This is a genomic window from Ruegeria sp. CG11, from assembly GCF_056537245.1.
The window spans coordinates 219,185-235,182 of record NZ_JBQFRE010000001.1 but is presented as its reverse complement, the minus strand read 5'-3'; the positions used below and the strand labels follow the sequence as shown (position 1 = coordinate 235,182).

Annotated in this window: 17 protein-coding genes; 5 read left to right on the top strand and 12 right to left on the bottom strand. The window is 56.3% G+C overall.

What is annotated here, in order from left to right; translation table 11 throughout:
- Positions 1–118: 118 nt before the first annotated feature.
- Entirely contained in the window at positions 119–904 is a 786-nt protein-coding gene (locus ACR0KW_RS01150; protein WP_480803371.1) for an enoyl-CoA hydratase, read from the bottom strand.
- Between the two features lie 58 nt (positions 905–962).
- Between ACR0KW_RS01150 and ACR0KW_RS01145 the strand changes: the two genes are divergently transcribed.
- Positions 963–1,406 carry a PaaI family thioesterase gene (locus tag ACR0KW_RS01145; RefSeq protein ID WP_480803370.1) on the top strand — a complete coding sequence of 148 codons (444 nt, stop codon included), beginning with the start codon at positions 963–965 and terminating at the stop codon, positions 1,404–1,406.
- Between the two features lie 56 nt (positions 1,407–1,462).
- On the opposite strand, the gene ACR0KW_RS01140 is transcribed toward ACR0KW_RS01145, so the two are convergent.
- On the bottom strand, positions 1,463–1,690 hold the full coding sequence (locus ACR0KW_RS01140) for a DUF1127 domain-containing protein (protein WP_170324878.1): 228 nt from the start codon (positions 1,688–1,690) through the stop codon (positions 1,463–1,465).
- 99 nt (positions 1,691–1,789) lie between these two features.
- Between ACR0KW_RS01140 and ACR0KW_RS01135 the strand changes: the two genes are divergently transcribed.
- From ACR0KW_RS01135 to rpsI, 3 genes are all read left to right on the top strand, one after another.
- A complete protein-coding gene (locus ACR0KW_RS01135) occupies positions 1,790–3,193 on the top strand; it encodes an aminotransferase-like domain-containing protein (RefSeq protein ID WP_480803369.1) in 1,404 nt (467 codons plus the stop codon).
- A 163-nt stretch (positions 3,194–3,356) separates the two neighbouring features.
- Positions 3,357–3,815 (top strand): 50S ribosomal protein L13, encoded by a 459-nt coding sequence (rplM, locus tag ACR0KW_RS01130; RefSeq protein ID WP_170324880.1) that lies wholly within the window; start codon positions 3,357–3,359, stop codon positions 3,813–3,815.
- Between the two features lie 6 nt (positions 3,816–3,821).
- Complete coding sequence (gene rpsI / locus ACR0KW_RS01125) at positions 3,822–4,307, top strand: 30S ribosomal protein S9 (protein WP_039535473.1); 486 nt, start codon at positions 3,822–3,824, stop codon at positions 4,305–4,307.
- Between the two features lie 222 nt (positions 4,308–4,529).
- Here rpsI and ACR0KW_RS01120 read toward each other — a convergent pair whose 3' ends face one another.
- The 10 genes from ACR0KW_RS01120 to ACR0KW_RS01075 form a co-directional block, all read right to left on the bottom strand.
- Entirely contained in the window at positions 4,530–5,363 is an 834-nt protein-coding gene (locus tag ACR0KW_RS01120) for a heparin lyase I family protein (protein ID WP_480803368.1), read from the bottom strand.
- Between the two features lie 353 nt (positions 5,364–5,716).
- On the bottom strand, positions 5,717–6,427 hold the full coding sequence (locus ACR0KW_RS01115) for a hypothetical protein (RefSeq protein ID WP_480803367.1): 711 nt from the start codon (positions 6,425–6,427) through the stop codon (positions 5,717–5,719).
- A 287-nt stretch (positions 6,428–6,714) separates the two neighbouring features.
- Positions 6,715–7,875 carry an ABC transporter substrate-binding protein gene (locus tag ACR0KW_RS01110; protein ID WP_480803366.1) on the bottom strand — a complete coding sequence of 387 codons (1,161 nt, stop codon included), beginning with the start codon at positions 7,873–7,875 and terminating at the stop codon, positions 6,715–6,717.
- Positions 7,876–7,901: 26 nt separating this feature from the next.
- Positions 7,902–9,788, bottom strand: coding sequence for an AMP-dependent synthetase/ligase (locus tag ACR0KW_RS01105; RefSeq protein ID WP_480803365.1), 1,887 nt, complete (start codon positions 9,786–9,788; stop codon positions 7,902–7,904).
- A gap of 4 nt (positions 9,789–9,792) precedes the next feature.
- Positions 9,793–10,566: an ABC transporter ATP-binding protein gene (locus tag ACR0KW_RS01100; RefSeq protein ID WP_480803364.1), complete on the bottom strand. Its 774-nt coding sequence runs from the start codon at positions 10,564–10,566 to the stop codon at positions 9,793–9,795.
- Positions 10,563–11,327: an ABC transporter ATP-binding protein gene (locus ACR0KW_RS01095; protein ID WP_480803363.1), complete on the bottom strand. Its 765-nt coding sequence runs from the start codon at positions 11,325–11,327 to the stop codon at positions 10,563–10,565. The genes ACR0KW_RS01100 and ACR0KW_RS01095 overlap by 4 nt, the downstream gene beginning before the upstream one ends.
- A complete protein-coding gene (locus tag ACR0KW_RS01090; protein WP_480803362.1) occupies positions 11,324–12,421 on the bottom strand; it encodes a branched-chain amino acid ABC transporter permease in 1,098 nt (365 codons plus the stop codon). The genes ACR0KW_RS01095 and ACR0KW_RS01090 overlap by 4 nt, the downstream gene beginning before the upstream one ends.
- A 4-nt stretch (positions 12,422–12,425) precedes the next feature.
- Positions 12,426–13,301 carry a branched-chain amino acid ABC transporter permease gene (locus ACR0KW_RS01085; protein ID WP_480803361.1) on the bottom strand — a complete coding sequence of 292 codons (876 nt, stop codon included), beginning with the start codon at positions 13,299–13,301 and terminating at the stop codon, positions 12,426–12,428.
- A gap of 74 nt (positions 13,302–13,375) precedes the next feature.
- A complete protein-coding gene (locus ACR0KW_RS01080; RefSeq protein WP_480803360.1) occupies positions 13,376–14,404 on the bottom strand; it encodes an alcohol dehydrogenase catalytic domain-containing protein in 1,029 nt (342 codons plus the stop codon).
- Positions 14,405–14,625: 221 nt separating this feature from the next.
- A complete protein-coding gene (locus ACR0KW_RS01075) occupies positions 14,626–15,150 on the bottom strand; it encodes a hypothetical protein (RefSeq protein ID WP_480803359.1) in 525 nt (174 codons plus the stop codon).
- Between the two features lie 217 nt (positions 15,151–15,367).
- On the opposite strand from ACR0KW_RS01075, the gene ACR0KW_RS01070 reads away from it, so the two are divergent.
- Entirely contained in the window at positions 15,368–15,913 is a 546-nt protein-coding gene (locus tag ACR0KW_RS01070) for a hypothetical protein (protein ID WP_480803358.1), read from the top strand.
- Positions 15,914–15,998: the final 85 nt, after the last annotated feature.

The following is a 15,998-nucleotide window of genomic DNA, read 5'->3' as shown; positions in this document are numbered from 1 at the left end:
CCACGGCGACCCAAAAGTGTCTCCAGAGCATACGCTCTGACCCAGCTTTGCCACAGTGTCGCCTTTTTGAAAAGTGCAAAAATGTGGACAGTCCTTAAAAATGTTCGCAACAATCGTCTTATTGATGCCAATTTGGCGGTCTTTTTTCGATAAATGCGGATATCCCTTCTTCGGTGTCCCGGTGCAACATATTCTGTGCCATTACCTCGCCGGTATAGGCGTAGGCCTCTTCAATCGACATATCCAACTGCTTGTAGAAGGCCTGTTTGCCGATCTTCACGGCTGATCCCAGCTTGTCCGCAAGCTGTTCTGCAAGGGTTGCCGTCTCGTGTTGCAGCAACATTTCGGGCACCACGCGGTTGACCAACCCAAGCTCGACCGCTTTTTCGGCCGAGATGAAATCCCCGGTCGTCAGCATCTCGAACGCGCGTTTGCGCGGGATGTTCCGGCTGAGCGCAACCATCGGCGTCGAGCAGAACAGGCCGATATTCACGCCATTGACACCAAACCGGGTTCCTTCGGCGGCGACGGCCAGATCGCAGGTGGCGACCAGTTGGCACCCCGCCGCAGTGGCAATTCCGTGAACCTGTGCGATGACGGGCTGGGGCAGGGCTTGGATCGACAGCATCATCTGCGCGCATCTGGCGAACAGGTCCTGGAAATAGGCCTTGCCACCATCTTCGGACTGACGCCCGGCGGTCATCTGCTTCAGGTCATGGCCAGCACAAAACGCCTTACCTTCGCCAGAAAGGATCACGGCGCGAATCGAGCTGTCCTCCCGCAGGGCATCAAACTCGGATTGCAGGGCGGCCAGCATCTCATCGCTCAGGGCATTCAGGCTCTTGGGCGCGTTCATTTTTAGGGATGCTATTGCGCCTGTGTCGTTACGTTCCAGAATTGCCATCTTGCCCTCCGATCTGATGTCGGGCCAACTCTAGGTCGGCAAATCGAGGAGGGGAAGTATGGCGTTGGAAATGGGCCGAGAAGATCTGATGGAATACATGAAGCAGATCTTTCCGCAGGTGCACCGGGATTTTGTCGTCGAGGAATTGGACGAAGACTCGATTGTCATGCGGCTGGTGGTCGAAGACAGGCATCTGCGCCCCGGTGGGACCGTTTCAGGGCCGTCGATGTTCGGCTTGGCGGACGTGTGCGTCTATGCGTTGATTCTGGCCCGCAAAGGGCGTCAGTCACTGGCGGTGACCACCAACAGTTCCTTGGATTTTCTGCGCAAACCCGAGGGTGGAACGGACATGATCGCGCGGTGCCGCTTGCTGAAACTGGGGCGCAATCTGGCGGTTGGCGATGTTCTGATGTTCTCGGAAGGGTCCGACAAACCCGTTGCCCGAGCTACAATGACTTACTCACTGCCGCCTGAGGGGTCCGCTGCCGCGGCATTCGGATAAAAAAGGCCGGGCAGAGCCCGGCCAGGAAGAGGTCCCGTCAAGGGACTGGGGAACTTTTAATCCTGCCAGAAGTAGCGGGTGTATTCATTGCGGGCCTGAAATCTGGTCAGGCCGACATCTTTCAGAAGCCTGTCGTCCAGATTGGACAAATTGACTCGGCTACGGCGTTGGCGTTCCCACTGTGTGACAGTTGCCGCAAACCGCACGGCCAGCGCGGCGATCAGCGGCAGCCGGGGACTGTCGTTCAGCAGCATGAGGGCGGGGTTGTGCATTGCGCGTGTCATAGTGGGTATCCTTTCAAATTGTATTGACACAAAGCATGTATGTTCGGTATGATCGATTGATACATTCAGGATTGTGTCAAAATCAAAGGAAGAATTGTAATGGATACAATTTGGCCAGAGTCACTACCGAAATCCAAGGGGCCGAAGTACACTTTGGTCGCAGAAACAATCCGAAAAGCTATTGATAACAAATTACTGGAAGTCGGAACCAAGCTGCCTCCTGTGCGAGAACTTGCGTATCGGTTACAAATCACTCCAGGAACTGTGGCGCGGGCTTATACGATTCTGACCGATGAGGGATTGTTACAAGCGGAGGTCGGGCGTGGTACATTCGTGGCCCCTCCAAAATCACCCATTCTGGACGATGTTTGGGCCAGGCAACTGCATCTGAGAGATGACAAATACAACGCCAATGTCAGCCTGTTCAGCCCGCGATTGGCGGATATGGGGCAGGTGTCTCTGATCCGTGAGTGTCTGCAGAAAGTTTCGCAAGCCGATCCGGGGCTGTTTTTGAACTATCCGACCCGAGACGCTTATCAACCCATGCGGCAGGCGGTGGTCGAGTGGCTGTCGGATCTGCCGCTGGGTGCGGTGACTCATGATGACATTGTACTGACACATGGGGGTCAGAATGGCCTGTGCCTGGTGTTTCAGACAATTCTGCGCGGACCGAAACCTGTGGTTCTGGTTGAGGACCTGTCCTATGCCGGGTTCCGCCGTGCCGGAGAGCTGATGCGTGCCGATGTGGTCGGCGTGAAGATGGACCAATGGGGGGTCGATCCCACGGCGATGGAACATGTGCTGCGTCAAACTGCGGCCCAGGCTGTCTGCGTTTCACCCGAAGTTCAGAACCCGACCGGCTCACACACGCCGCTGGAACGTAGGAAAGAAGTTGTTGAGGTCGCCCGGCGTTATGATCTGCAGATCATCGAGGACGATTGCTATCGCATGGGCGACGCGCGCGAACCCAGCTATCGGGCCTTGGCCCCCGAACGGGGGTGGCATGTGTCCTCGATCTCGAAAATCCTGACGCCATCGCTGCGAGTGGGGTTTGCCATTGCCCCCCGTGAAAGGAGCGTCGATCTGCGGCGGTCTGCGGAGTACGGGTATTTCGGTTTGGCCCAGCCTTTGGCAGAGCTGACCCGGTTGTTGCTGTCCGACCCCCGGACCCGTCAGATCGCCAAGGATGTGCGCGTTCGGATGGGCGACTATGTTCGTGTGGCAGTGAACGCGCTGGGTGGATTTGACCTCAATTGGGCGCCGGATGTTCCGTTTGTCTGGCTCAACCTGCCGTCTGGCTGGCGTGCCGGTTCCTTCACGCGCGCGGCCGAGCGGGAAGGGATACAACTGCGGTCCGCCGATGAATTTGCCTTGCGCGACGGGCGGGCTCCAAATGCGGTGCGCATTGCGATGAATGGACATGTGTCGCTGGAGCGGTTTGAGGACGCGATGCAACGGTTGCGCAGGCTGTTGGACAATCCACCCGAGCAAATCAGCGTCTAATCATGGGGTAAAATAATACCTATTTTTTAACTTATTGAAATTACGCAATTTAAAAGCGATTGCTGTTGTTGACCTGCGCAACACTCCCCTCTAAATACGCTCCATCGAATTCGGGCCGCTCTGTCTTGGGGCGGTCTTTCACATCAAACAGGACTATCCTGCCATGAAAACCTTTTCTGCAACACCTGCAGACATCGACAAGAAATGGATCCTGATCGACGCCGAGGGCGTTGTTCTGGGCCGTCTTGCCTCGATCGTCGCCATGCGCCTGCGTGGCAAGCACAAAGCGTCGTTCACCCCGAACATGGACATGGGCGACAACGTCATCGTGATCAACGCTGACAAAATCCAGATGACCGGCAAGAAGCGCGAAGAGAACTTCTACTGGCACACTGGCCACCCGGGCGGCATCAAGTCGCGCACCAAGCAGCAGATCCTCGAGGGTGCACACCCCGAGCGCGTCGTGACCCAAGCGGTCAAGCGTATGCTGCCGGGCAACCGTTTGTCGCGTCAGCAAATGACCAACCTGCGCGTTTACGCCGGTGCCGAGCACCCGCACGAAGCCCAGGCCCCCGAAGTTCTGGACGTCAAGTCCATGAACAAGAAAAACACCCGGAGCTAATGACCGATGGCTGATCAGATCAATACTCTCGAAGAGCTGAGCGCCGTCGCAGGCGTTGAAACCGTGGCCGAAGAAGTCATCGTGCGTGAACCCGTACGTGACGAGCTGGGCCGTTCCTACGCCACCGGCAAGCGTAAAGACGCTGTTGCCCGCGTTTGGATCAAGCCGGGTTCCGGCAAGGTCACCGTAAACGGCAAAGACCAGGACAAGTACTTCGCTCGTCCGGTTCTGCAGCTGATCCTGCGCCAGCCGTTCCAGGTTGCTGGTGTTGAAGGCGAGTTCGACGTTGTCGCAACCGTCAAAGGCGGCGGCCTGACCGGTCAGGCTGGTGCGGTCAAGCACGGCATCTCGAAAGCGCTGCAGCTGTACGATCCGTCGCTGCGTGGCGCTCTGAAAGCTGCTGGCTTCCTGACCCGCGACAGCCGCGTTGTGGAACGTAAGAAATACGGTAAGCGCAAAGCGCGTCGTTCGTTCCAGTTCTCGAAGCGTTAATCGCTGCGGAATTACGAATTTCAAACGGTCGCAAGAAATTGCGGCCGTTTTTTTGTAGGCAGATCATTGGCATCACGCTGCTGGCGCTGAGGTCTTGGCTTCGTGATTTCAGCTTATTTTCAGCGCTTTAGGCATTGCAGAAAAGAACAGGGCGCTTCAATGCTTCCTGTAGCGAGTCCAACGATACATCAGCGCAACAACCGATCTTTCTACCATCATTTTCTATCGAAACAGGTCATCCCGTTTTTTCGACCTGTGAATATTCGCGTAGTACACAGTACCTGAGCGTATTGCGCCGGGCCCTCTGCTTTGGGATAGGTATGTGCCAAAGCTGAAGTAGTTTTTGTTAGATTTCTTACCGTTATGGTTTATATTATTTCGGTCTAAGTTTGGGCCGCGATGGCTCAGTTTTTTGGTGCCATTGATATATATGTCAAAAACACCATTCCCGCCTTCGCTCCAGTTCACAAACATTTCGACTCGGGTCCATTTACCTTTAATAGTCGGCATTTCAACGATTTTCTTAACCGCGACCCCATCACATTCGTGGTCTTCCAACGCGCCGACATTCTTGAATGTAACAAGATACAGGGCGTTTCCATGGCCAGGGCGCGTCCAGTGCCCCACTGCGGCATGTGGGCAGCGTTCAGATTTCCATTGTGCAAAGATATTCCACGCTGGTTTCTGTTGTCCCTGCGTTGGGTAACTTTGAGGAATCAAAATATCAAAGCCGTACCAGACTGGGCTGGGTTGAGGAAAAGCGCTGGTAAACGATTTTCCATTTTTCTTTTCCCTAAGCTCGCTTCTCACGCTGCCATAGTCGCAATCACCCTTACCGCTATTATCTGAGTACTTTTTGGACTTGCACTCGCCGCCATAAATCGAAAACGAGTGCACGTACTTTGCGTCGATACCTTCGACCTTTTTGAGTTTTTTGTATGATTTGGGCAGATTTATGTGTATCTGCTTGAAGCCGTCGAAGTCTACGTCTGCGATGACAGGAATTGGGTTGGAGAAGACAAGGGCGGCAGAAAAGAGAATTGCTCGAATATACATGTAACAACCTGATATTGTGTAAACTTAAGCTAGCTGAGAAATCTGATACGGAAAACCGGTTAGTTGAAAATACGGCCGAAGATCGGCGGGAGTTAACCGTGAAACAACGACCTTCCGCAATGTTGCGGAACAAGTTGAGGCGTTCGATTCCGTACAAAACTGCAACATTCGCACTAAGCGCATGCCCAAGAAGCCGTTGACGAGTGTTGCAACCAAGTAGAAATGTCATCTGATCTGCAAAGCAGGAAAGTCACCACAGGGTCCGACGGGAGCAAGGCTTTGCAGCCCGGAGATCTCAAATATCGCAGAGCTGCAAAGCCTTGCGGGGAGTTTGGTTGGCAACGTTCCTCAGCCTAATAGCTGCGGCTGGTTCGAGACCTAATAGTCTCTTCCATTCGGTTCCATTGATCTGGTGCCAAGATCGATTGCCGACATTTGATACGAAGCTCGCGTCCCTCTCCGATCAGCTGTCTTGCTTCATCGTATCTGTGTTGGGAGATCAATATGGCAGAAAGTTCTTCCAGCACGGTGTTGTAGCCACCTGGTGCTTCCAGGGGATTGGCGCGATACGATTCTAATTTGCGTTGCAGTTGTGCTTCCAGATCTTTCGGGCGCCCCAACAGAGCTCTAACCTCCGCCAGATTTTTCTCTCTGGTTTGGTCCACCGTCTTAAGCGTGGTGCCGATCTGGCGCCGGAGTGTAACAGCTTCATTCAGATTGGCTTCCGCCTCTTCCAGATTGCCTTCTTGCATTTCCAAGCTAGAGAGCACTGCCAGCAATTCGACAACCATAAGTTTTTTAACATCTGAAGAGCGTGAAATTCTGCTCAGGGTCCGATTTAGTACGCTTCTTGCTTCATCAAATTTTGATTGTTCAGTGAGCACCCATGCATAGTCACTCGCGCGCTTGACATGCAACTCATCGAGCGGCTGTAACAGATCCAGTTCGAAAGCTTGTTTGAACAACAGTTCTGCCGCCTCAAAGTTCTCAGGGAAATCCAGATTATCGCAGGCCTCATGGGCACGTTCCGACAACTCCATCGATTGCAATTTAGGGTCTGTCATCTGTTTGTAATCTCTTGAATTGTTATCGTATCCGTCAGGGTATGCTTCGCAACGTCTTGAGTTCAACCGTTTGTCGAAAACTCAACCGGTACAGTCTTTATTGTCGTTTGCCTGTTTGGCGGGCAATCCACCGTCATTCTATTCTGAACCGATAAATCGTCGGGCAGGGCCTTCTTTAGAAGCGTATTCGGCGCTGCAAGCTGGAACCTGCCCAGACATCTTGAACACACGAGCAATCCTGTCTGAGCTGGGCGTTTTTACCGGAATGGGCCCACAGCGCGCGCTTACTATTCCTCGTAAACCAATTTCCAAGCCCCGTTCTCGACAACATTGACAAAGACAGTATCGGCGCCCTGATGATCGTCCGGTCCATAGGTCAGACGGTTTCCAACCAGATCGTCTTGATAGTCCAGACTTTCCATGGCCGCGATAAAGTTTTCATGAGTCAAGTCGGGGCCCGCGGCCTCCAACGCTTTGACCATCATTTCGGCGGCGGAATAACCCAGCATTGAGAACCCGACGGGGTCTTCGCCGGTTGCGGCCTTGTATTCCTCGATAAACGCGGCGGGGGCAGGGTCATCGGCGCGCGCCCACAGATCCTGCCATGAGGCGGCGGCGTAGAACCCATCCGTCACTCCGCCCGGAACCTGCGCAACAACGGTCAGAAAACTTGCCGCGGTGCCCAGGAACTTCATATCGGTCAGGCCCATCTTTTTGGCCGTGCCCACAACCGTGATCGCCTGACGCACACCTAGGGCAATTGTGACGATATCGCAGCCTTCTTCCTTGAGCTTGCTGAGTGAGCCAACAAAGTCGGTTTCATCCGGCTTGTGCGTCGTCTCTGCGACGAAGGCGATACCAGCCTCTTCAGCACCAGCCTTACTGCCTTCCAGAATCTCTTCGCCGAAGTCTGTGGGCAAATACATGGTGCAAACGTTCTGCGACCCGAATTGGTCTGCCAGATATTTCACGCCGATACGGCTTTGGTCAAAATAGGTGGAGAAGGAGGTGAACTTGTTCTCAATCGGCTCCTGCAACATCTGGGTTGATGCCGTCAGTGGGGCAACGTTTGGAATGCCCTTGGGATCCAGCAGCTTGAACCCGGCCAAGTTCATAGGGGTGCCCAGCGATTGCAGCATGGCAAACACCTTGTCGCGGTTCAGCAGCTTGTTATAGCCCTGCATCGCGCGCGGCATCTGATAGCCGTTGTCTTCGACCACGTAGCGGATGGTTCGGCCATGCACGCCACCTGCCGCGTTAACCCGATCAAACACCACGTTCGCACCCTTTGTGGCCGGAACGCCAACGGCAGCGAAAATACCGCTCAGGTCGTTGACCGAGCCGATGACAACCTCGTCATCAGTGACGCCTTGCGTCTGCGCCGAGGCCAAGGTCGCGGACACTGTCAAAGCGGCTGCTGTGGCCAGGCCTTTGATCTCCTTGTTCATAGCTTCTCCTCCCTGTTCAAATTCCCTTATTTGTACATGTCTTCGATAAGATGCGCGTGTTTCTGTTCCACAAAGCTGCGTTTCAGCTTCATTGTCGCGGTCAGTTCGTCGTCATCAGCGGTCAGCAACACGTCGATCAGACGAAAATCCTTGATCTGCTCCACGCGTGCGAACTCCTCATTAACCGCGGCGACTTCGAACCCAATCTGATCCCTGACTTCGGGTGCCGCGCAGAGCGAGGCGAAGTTCGAAAACGGGATTTTCTGATCCTGCGCGTATTTCTCGACGTTTTCCTGATCAATCATGATCAGGGCGGTCAGGTATTTCCGCGCATCTCCTATGATCACTGCGTCCGAGATATAAGGGCTGAACTTCAACCGGCTTTCGATCTCGGCTGGGGTGATGTTCTTGCCACCTGCGGTGATGATGATGTCCTTCAGCCGTCCGGTGATGGTGACAAACCCCTCATCATCGATGTGGCCCAGATCACCGGTCCTCAGCCAGCCATCAGCAGTGAAGCTTTCCGCCGTTTTGGCATTGTTGCGCCAATAGCCCTGAAAGATGTTCAGGCCTTTCAGTTGGATTTCACCTTCGTCGGAAATGCGAATATCATTGCTGGCGATGGCCTGACCAACGGTGCCGATCTTGTTGGCCTCAACGCTGTTTAGGGTCGCCAACCCCGAGGTTTCGGTCATCCCGAACCCCTCGACCAGCGGCACACCGATGGCCCAATACCATCGCAACAATTCGGGCGAGATTGGCGCCGCCCCGCTGCCACCGCGGCGCAATTTGTCCATTCCCAACATCCGCCGCAGGTTGCGCAACACCAGACGATCCCACAGCCAGAACCGAGCTGAAACACTGGCCGGTACAGGCTGGCCTGCACATATATACTCGGCCCGAGCAATCCCGGCCTTCAGTGCCATCCGAAACGCAGCCCGGCCCGTCGGGGTAGCGTCCTGCGTCATGATCTGGACATGAGAATAAATCTTCTCCCATACACGTGGCACGGCGACGAAGGTGGTGGGAGAGACCTCTTGCAGGTTAGCGAAAACCGTCTCGGGGCTTTCGGCGAAATTCACCACGCATTTCGCTGCCAGAGGGAAATAGATCGAAACCGCGCGTTCGAGGATATGGCAGAGCGGCAGGAAACACAGCTGTTCGTCGGTTTCAAAGGCGGGCAGGGCGCGCGCGCCGCTTTCGATGGCGGCCAGTATGTTCTCGTGGCTCAGCATAGCCCCCTTGGGCTTTCCGGTGGTACCCGAGGTGTAGATCAGCAGCGCCGTGTCCTGAGGGGACGTCAGCGCCAGCTCGGCCTCAAACCGCGTCGGGTCTTCGGTCTCGGCCTGTTGGCCCAGCTCATACAGATCGTCAATCATCATGCAGCGGGGATGGGTCAGGTCGTGCAGGCCTTCATCCTCAAGAATGATGACGTTCAGCAGGTTTGGTACACTGGGTTCGACCTCAAGGAATTTGTCCAGCTGCTCTTCATTTTCCACGATCAGAAACCGGCTGCCGCTATCATTGATCAAGTATTTCAACTGGTTTGCTGAATCCGTCGTGTACACGCCCGACACGATGCCGCCGACGGCCTGAATGCCCATGTCGAACCAGGCCCATTCCTTACGGTCTTCAGACAGGATCGAAACGACTTCACCGCGTTTCAGGCCTAGCTTGCGCAAGGCCAGCCCGATCCATTTGGCGTGCTGCCAATAATCGAACCATGAATAGGACTTCCAGATCCCAAGGTCCTTTTCGCGATGCGCGGTGCGGTCCCCCAGTGCGGTGCAGCGTTTCCGAAACAGCTGCGTGATGGTGGTGCATTCGTCCACATGCACCGGGCGCTGACCGGCGGTGGCGTTGAACCAGACGCCGTTGATGTTGGTCTGAGGGGGCAGGGTGCTGATATTCAACCGCTCACCTCCACGTCTTTTTGCGTTTCCAACGGCGGGTTTCCCGCGCGCCGTCTTCCCGCACGCCCAGATAAAAGTTCTGGATGTCCTCGGACTGCATCAACACATCTGCCGCGCCATCCATGACGATGCGGCCGACCTCCATCACATAGCCGTGCTGGGCCAGTTCAAGGGCAGCCTTGGCGTTCTGTTCGACCAGCATCATGGTCATGTTTTGCTCGTCGTTCAGGCGCTTCAGGATGCCAAAGATTTCCTGCACCAGCAGCGGGGACAGGCCCAGAGACGGCTCGTCCAGCAGCATGATCTTCGGGTTCGCCATCAGACCGCGGCCAATGGCCAGCATCTGTTGCTGACCACCCGATAGGGTTCCGGCCTCTTGGGTGCGCCGTTCCTTCAGGATGGGAAAGTAGGTAAACACCAGTTCCCGATTGTGATCGATCCGGGATTTGTCGGCCAATGTATAAGCGCCGAGGTTGAGGTTTTCATCGACCGTCATCAGGGGAAAAACCTCACGCCCTTCGGGGACGTGAACGATGCCCATCTCGACAACCTTATGCGGTTCGGATCCCTGTATTTCGATGCCATCAAAGGTGATCTTGCCTTTTTCCGGATCCATCACGCCCGAGACGGTTTTCATCAGGGTCGTCTTTCCCGCACCATTTGCCCCCAAGATCGAGACGATCTGGCCGCGATGCACGTCCAGCGACACGCCGCGAATGGCCATGATGGGGCCGTAGAAGCTTTCGACATTGCGGATGGTCAGGATCGGATCGCTCATGAGGCTTTCCCCAGATAGGCCTCCACCACGGCGGGGTGGGATTGCACCTCTGCGGGCGTACCAAGTGCCAGTTTCGCACCGTCGACCATGGCCAGAACTCTGTCAGATACGCCCGTGACAAGCCCCATGTCATGTTCGACCATCAGCACCGTGATGCCCATCTGCTGCCGGATATCGTCGATCCACCAACGCATGTCCGTGGTTTCTTCGACCGACAGCCCCGAGGCTGGTTCGTCCAGCATCAACAGCTTGGGGTCGGTGGCCAGTGCGCGGGCGACTTCAACCACTTTACGAACGCCATAAGGCAGGCCCGAAATCATCTTGTCGCGATAGGCCTGCAGGTCGAGGAAATCGATGATCTCTTCGACCTTTTCGCGGTTTTCGACCTCTTGCCGTCGGGCGGAGGGCAGAAACAACACCTCGGACAGCAGGTTGGTGAGGCGATGCCGGTGCCGTCCGACCAAAAGGTTCTGCAAAACAGTTGCGTGCTCGAACAGCTCGATATTCTGGAACGTGCGCGCCACGCCATGGGCCGCCACGCCCGAGGGTTTGACCTGCAGCAGGTCATGACCGTCGAAACGGATCGCCCCGGCAAAGGGATCATAGAACCGCGATATCAGGTTGAAGACCGTGGACTTGCCCGCACCGTTCGGACCGACGATGGCAAAGACCTCCCCTTGTTCGACCGAAAAGGACAGATCGTTGACCGCGATCAGGCCGCCGAATTTCAGGGTGACGTTTTCGAACTCCAACAGGCTCATCGCAGGCGTTCCGTCTTGAGGTAGGATTTCTGGCGCTTGAACATGTCCTTTCGGTAAAAGGGGAACAGTTCGAACCAGGTGCGGATTTTCAGCCAGCGGCCGTAGAGGCCCATCGGTTCGAACAGGATGAAGGCGATCAGGATCATTCCGAAGATCCCGAACTCCAACCCCGGAATGGCGACCGTGTTGCCACCGAACAGCACGCCCACGTATTCCTTTGAGATCGACAGGAACTGCGGCAGAAACCCGATCACGATGGCGCCAAGGAATGCGCCGTGGATCGAGCCCAACCCGCCGATGACGATCATCATCAGCAACTGGATCGAGATCAGAACGCTGAAGGTCTCGTTGTTGAACGCGCCCGCATACATGCCCATCAGCGCGCCGGCCCAGCCGGTGACGGCGCAAGACAGGGCGAACGAAATCATCTTGGTGCGGGCAATATCGATCCCCATCGCCTGCGCCGAAATCTCGGAATCGCGCACCGCGATGAAAGAGCGTCCCAAGGGCGCGCGCAGCAGGTTGATATAGCCAAGTGTCACCAGAACAGCGACACCCAGTACCAGCCAGAAGAATTGATCGGGCGTAGCCCAGCGATCGACCACATTACCGAAAATCTCAACCCCGCCCAGATATTTGCCCGCCACGCCGCCCGTCAGCGGCTCGGCCAGAACGATCACGTCATCCATCAGGATCGACAGCGCCATGGTGAAGATCGCCAGATAGATACCGTGCAGTCGCAGGGCAGGGATGGCAACCGTCACCCCGGCGATCCCCGTCAGGATCCCGGCCAGAGGGAAGGCGACCAGAAACGGCACGCCCGCCTCAATCAGGATGACGTTGGCGTAACACCCAAAGGCCAAAAAGGCGGCATGACCCAGACTGACCTGCCCGGTATGGCCGGTCAGTACCATCAGGCCGAGCCCGGCGATGGCCCAGATCAGGACGTTTGTCAGCTCCCCTAAATAGAAATCATCCAGCCACCACGGCGCGGCGGCAACGATGGCCAAAAGGATCAGGTGGAGGCTGAGCTGAAAGCGATCTTTCCAGGGGCGGATATCCTGCAGATAGTCGGTTTTGAACACGATCCGCATGGGCCTAAACCTTCTTGACCCGGACCTGACTGAACAGCCCGTTAGGGCGGAAGATCAGCACCGCCAGTAACAGCGCGTAAGGCGCGATCTGACTGTAACCGGCAGCGATGTAACGGCTGGCAAAGGGCTCGATGACGCCGACGATCAACCCTCCGGCCAGTGCGCCCGGTAAGCTGCCAAGCCCGCCGATCACTGCAGCAGCGAAGGCTTTGATCCCCAAAAGGCCGGTTGTCGGATCAACAGCGCCTTTGGCGGCGAACAACACGCCCGCAATACCGGCGACCACACCGGCCATGGCCCAGATGAATCCCTGAACGCGTTTGACCGGAATGCCCATGTAATAGGCCGCCAGTTGGTTCTGAGAAGCACCCTGCATCGCCAACCCAAGTTTTGTCCGGTTGAAGAACACATACATCCCCCACGTCAGCAAAACGGTGACGACGATGACGGCCACATCCTCCACCCCCAGGACAATGCCCCCAAACCCGAATTCCTTTCCGGCCAGTGGGTTCTGCAGAGTTTGCGGCTCATGCCCCCAGATCAGCCCGGCCACAAAACGGATCACAAAACCCAGAGCGATGGTCAGGATCACCACCGCGGTCTGGCTTTCCCCGAAAAGGCGACGGATGATCAGTCGGTCAAGCAGATACCCAAGCGCGCCCATGATCCCCAGCGAGATCGGAAGCGCCAGCCAGAACGGCAAACCCATATATTCAGTGTTGGTAAGCCCGATGGTGACAAAAGCGCCCAGCATCATGAAATCGCCCTGCGCGAAATTCACCGCCTCGGTCGCTTTGTAGATCAACACAAAACCAAGCGCGATCAGGCCATAGACACAGCCATTTGCCAGCCCGCTGATCAGCAGCTGCGCGTTGTCCAATTTCACCCTCCCAGCCGGTAGGCCCGGCGTTTTGAACGCCCCGGAGGTCCTCCGTCACCCGGGGCTTTGTTCTACTATGGCGTGATAATCACCTTTCCGTCACTCTTTTTCAGGGCTTCTGCCAGATTTGGCACCAAATCCCTCAGCGCAAGCCGTTCGGAAACATCGGTTTTCCAGCGGCCATCGGCAAAGCGGGCCTGAACCTCGGCCACGACACGCGCCTGATCCTGCGGCGGAGTGGAGGTCACCCAATTGGTCAGCCAGAAGCCCTCGATCTGCTTGCCCATAAAGATCAACTGGCCCATCTGCGTCAGTTTCGGCAGTTCGGCGCTCAGCTTGCCGTAACAGATCCAACGCGCCTGATTGGGCATGGCGCAGAACACCTGCTCGGACAGTTGATCGGCCACTGCATCAAGGAAAACGCGGGGTTTCAGTGAACGGCTGACTTCGGCAAAATTCTGAGCGACATCCGGATCGGTAGTCACCAGAACCTCTGCCGCGCCATGATCTTTCAACATGCCGACAGTTTCGCCGCGCCGGACCAAGGCGATGGGTTTCAGCCCAAGATCGCGCCCCAGTCCGCACATCAGCTTGCCCAACTGGCTGGTGGCCGCCGAAACGACAAACGCATCCCCGGCGCCCTTGGCGATATCGATCATCGCCATGGCGGTCAGAGGGTTCACGATCTGCGCCGCGCCGTCCTCGTCGGAAATCTCGGGACGCAGGGGGATGCACATCATTGCCGGGGCCAGAACGTATTCGGCCCAGGCGCCGGAACCGGCGGTGATGAAGGCGACGCGCTGACCCATCAGCCCCTCGGCGCCCTGACCGGTCGCGACGACATCGCCGCAGCCCTCAAACCCGGCGGGGGCTCCTTTGACGCGGGGCTGCCCGTATTCGCCCTTGATGAAATGGATATCGGATGGGTTCACCGAGGCCGCGCGCAGCTTGACCAGAACCTGTCCGGGGCCGGGTTCGGGAAGCGGCAACTCGGCCTCGGCCAGCCAATCCCCGGCATTCTCAATATATGGCCCGGTGGCTTCGCCGGAATAGTCGTCGTGCGACAGAATGGTTGCGAACATGGTTTGGGGCAGGGCGGTCATGGTCGTTCCTTGTTTTATGAACTGATCGTATCGTTGACGAAACCCCGTCACTGGCGGCAACTCTGGGCCGCCCTGTGCAACGCATGAATTTGGGTTTGTTTACAACTCGGTGACAGCCAAACAAATGAACTGAGGCGCGTCAATCGACCGACGCCCTGACGTGGATGGAACCTGCGCCACTTCCGCAAGGCGGGCCGCCCGAACCGGGCGACCCGTCAGCTTCACTGTCCCGACAGCAGGTCGCGGAGTTCCTGAATCTTCACCGCGATTGTTTCAGGTGATGCCTTGATGTCGTCCAGAATTTGAATGGCCTGCGTTTTCAGGTCCTGCGCCAGTTGGCTTTCCTGAATTGAGGCGACCATCGTGTCATAGTCGAAATTTTCGAGGCTCAGCGTGCCGTTCTCGATCCACGAGTTCAGCAAATCCTGGCCTTGGTTCGCCAAAGCGGCAACTTCTTCACCGGCTTGATTGGCCAGGTCCGTGGCGGTTTGCCCGGCCTGTTCGGCGGCATCGTTTGCCTGTTCCGCGATGGACGAGGCCCCTTCGGTCGCCTGATCCGCGACCGAGCTTGCAGCCTCGCTGACCGCCTCGGTTGCGTTCTGCGCTGCCTCGCTGACCGCGTCGCCGGCATCTTGCGCCGCCGATTGCAATTGCTCGGCGGGCGTGGGTTCGGGTTGAGTAAGATAATAATACGCGCCAGCGCCAATGGCGGCGATGGCTACAGCTAATAGGATAGTGCGCGACATGTGTCTCTCCTTTGGAAAATGTGTCGCCGAGATGGGTTGAATCTTACCGGATGCAAAGGGGAATTCCCGGAAATTCTTTTCAAATCCGGGGATTGAGCCATGCTATGCCTATCCGCTGAAACGCAATGGCAATAACATGCCGCAATACTATCGAAGTAACAATTGGTGCGTGACACCCACCCGTTAAGCCCATCGCAATAAGATTGGATAGACTGATTTGACCGAACGAACACAGAATCTGATCCAGACCCAGCCTGCATATTTCCTCGATTTCGAAGCCAGTTCCCTGAGTGCGATCAGTTGGCCGATCGAGATTGGGATTGCGCGCGTGGCCCAAGGCAAAGTGAAAACCGGGTCGCGTCTTATCAAACCCCACCCTGACTGGGATGCAGCTGGCTGGTCGGATGTCAGTGCCGAAATCCACGGATTAAGCCGCGCCTATCTGGAAGCGGAAGGCGATGATCCGAACAAGGTCGCACAGTGGTTCAAGGCCAAAAACACCGGAATTGCAGTGACGGACAACCCGGAGTTTGAACGGCGTTGGCTCATACGATTGTTGGAAACGGATATGCCATTTCCCAAAGTCCAGCTTCTGGATTTTGACAGCTATGTCCGGATGAGCCTGATCGAGGATGCAGCTATTTCGCTCGTCTATCACACGTTGGAAAGTGCAGGGCCGCCACCGCATCGGGCAGGGCAAGATGCAGCGCGCTTGGCCGAAGCGTGGTTGAGCGGTTATGAGTACCTGCAGAACTTCGCCTAGTGCGACACTGACGTCGCCGATATGTCGCGTGATGACGGTTAAGAGAACCTTCAAACATCCGCTGTAATGCAAGCGGCCAATTGCT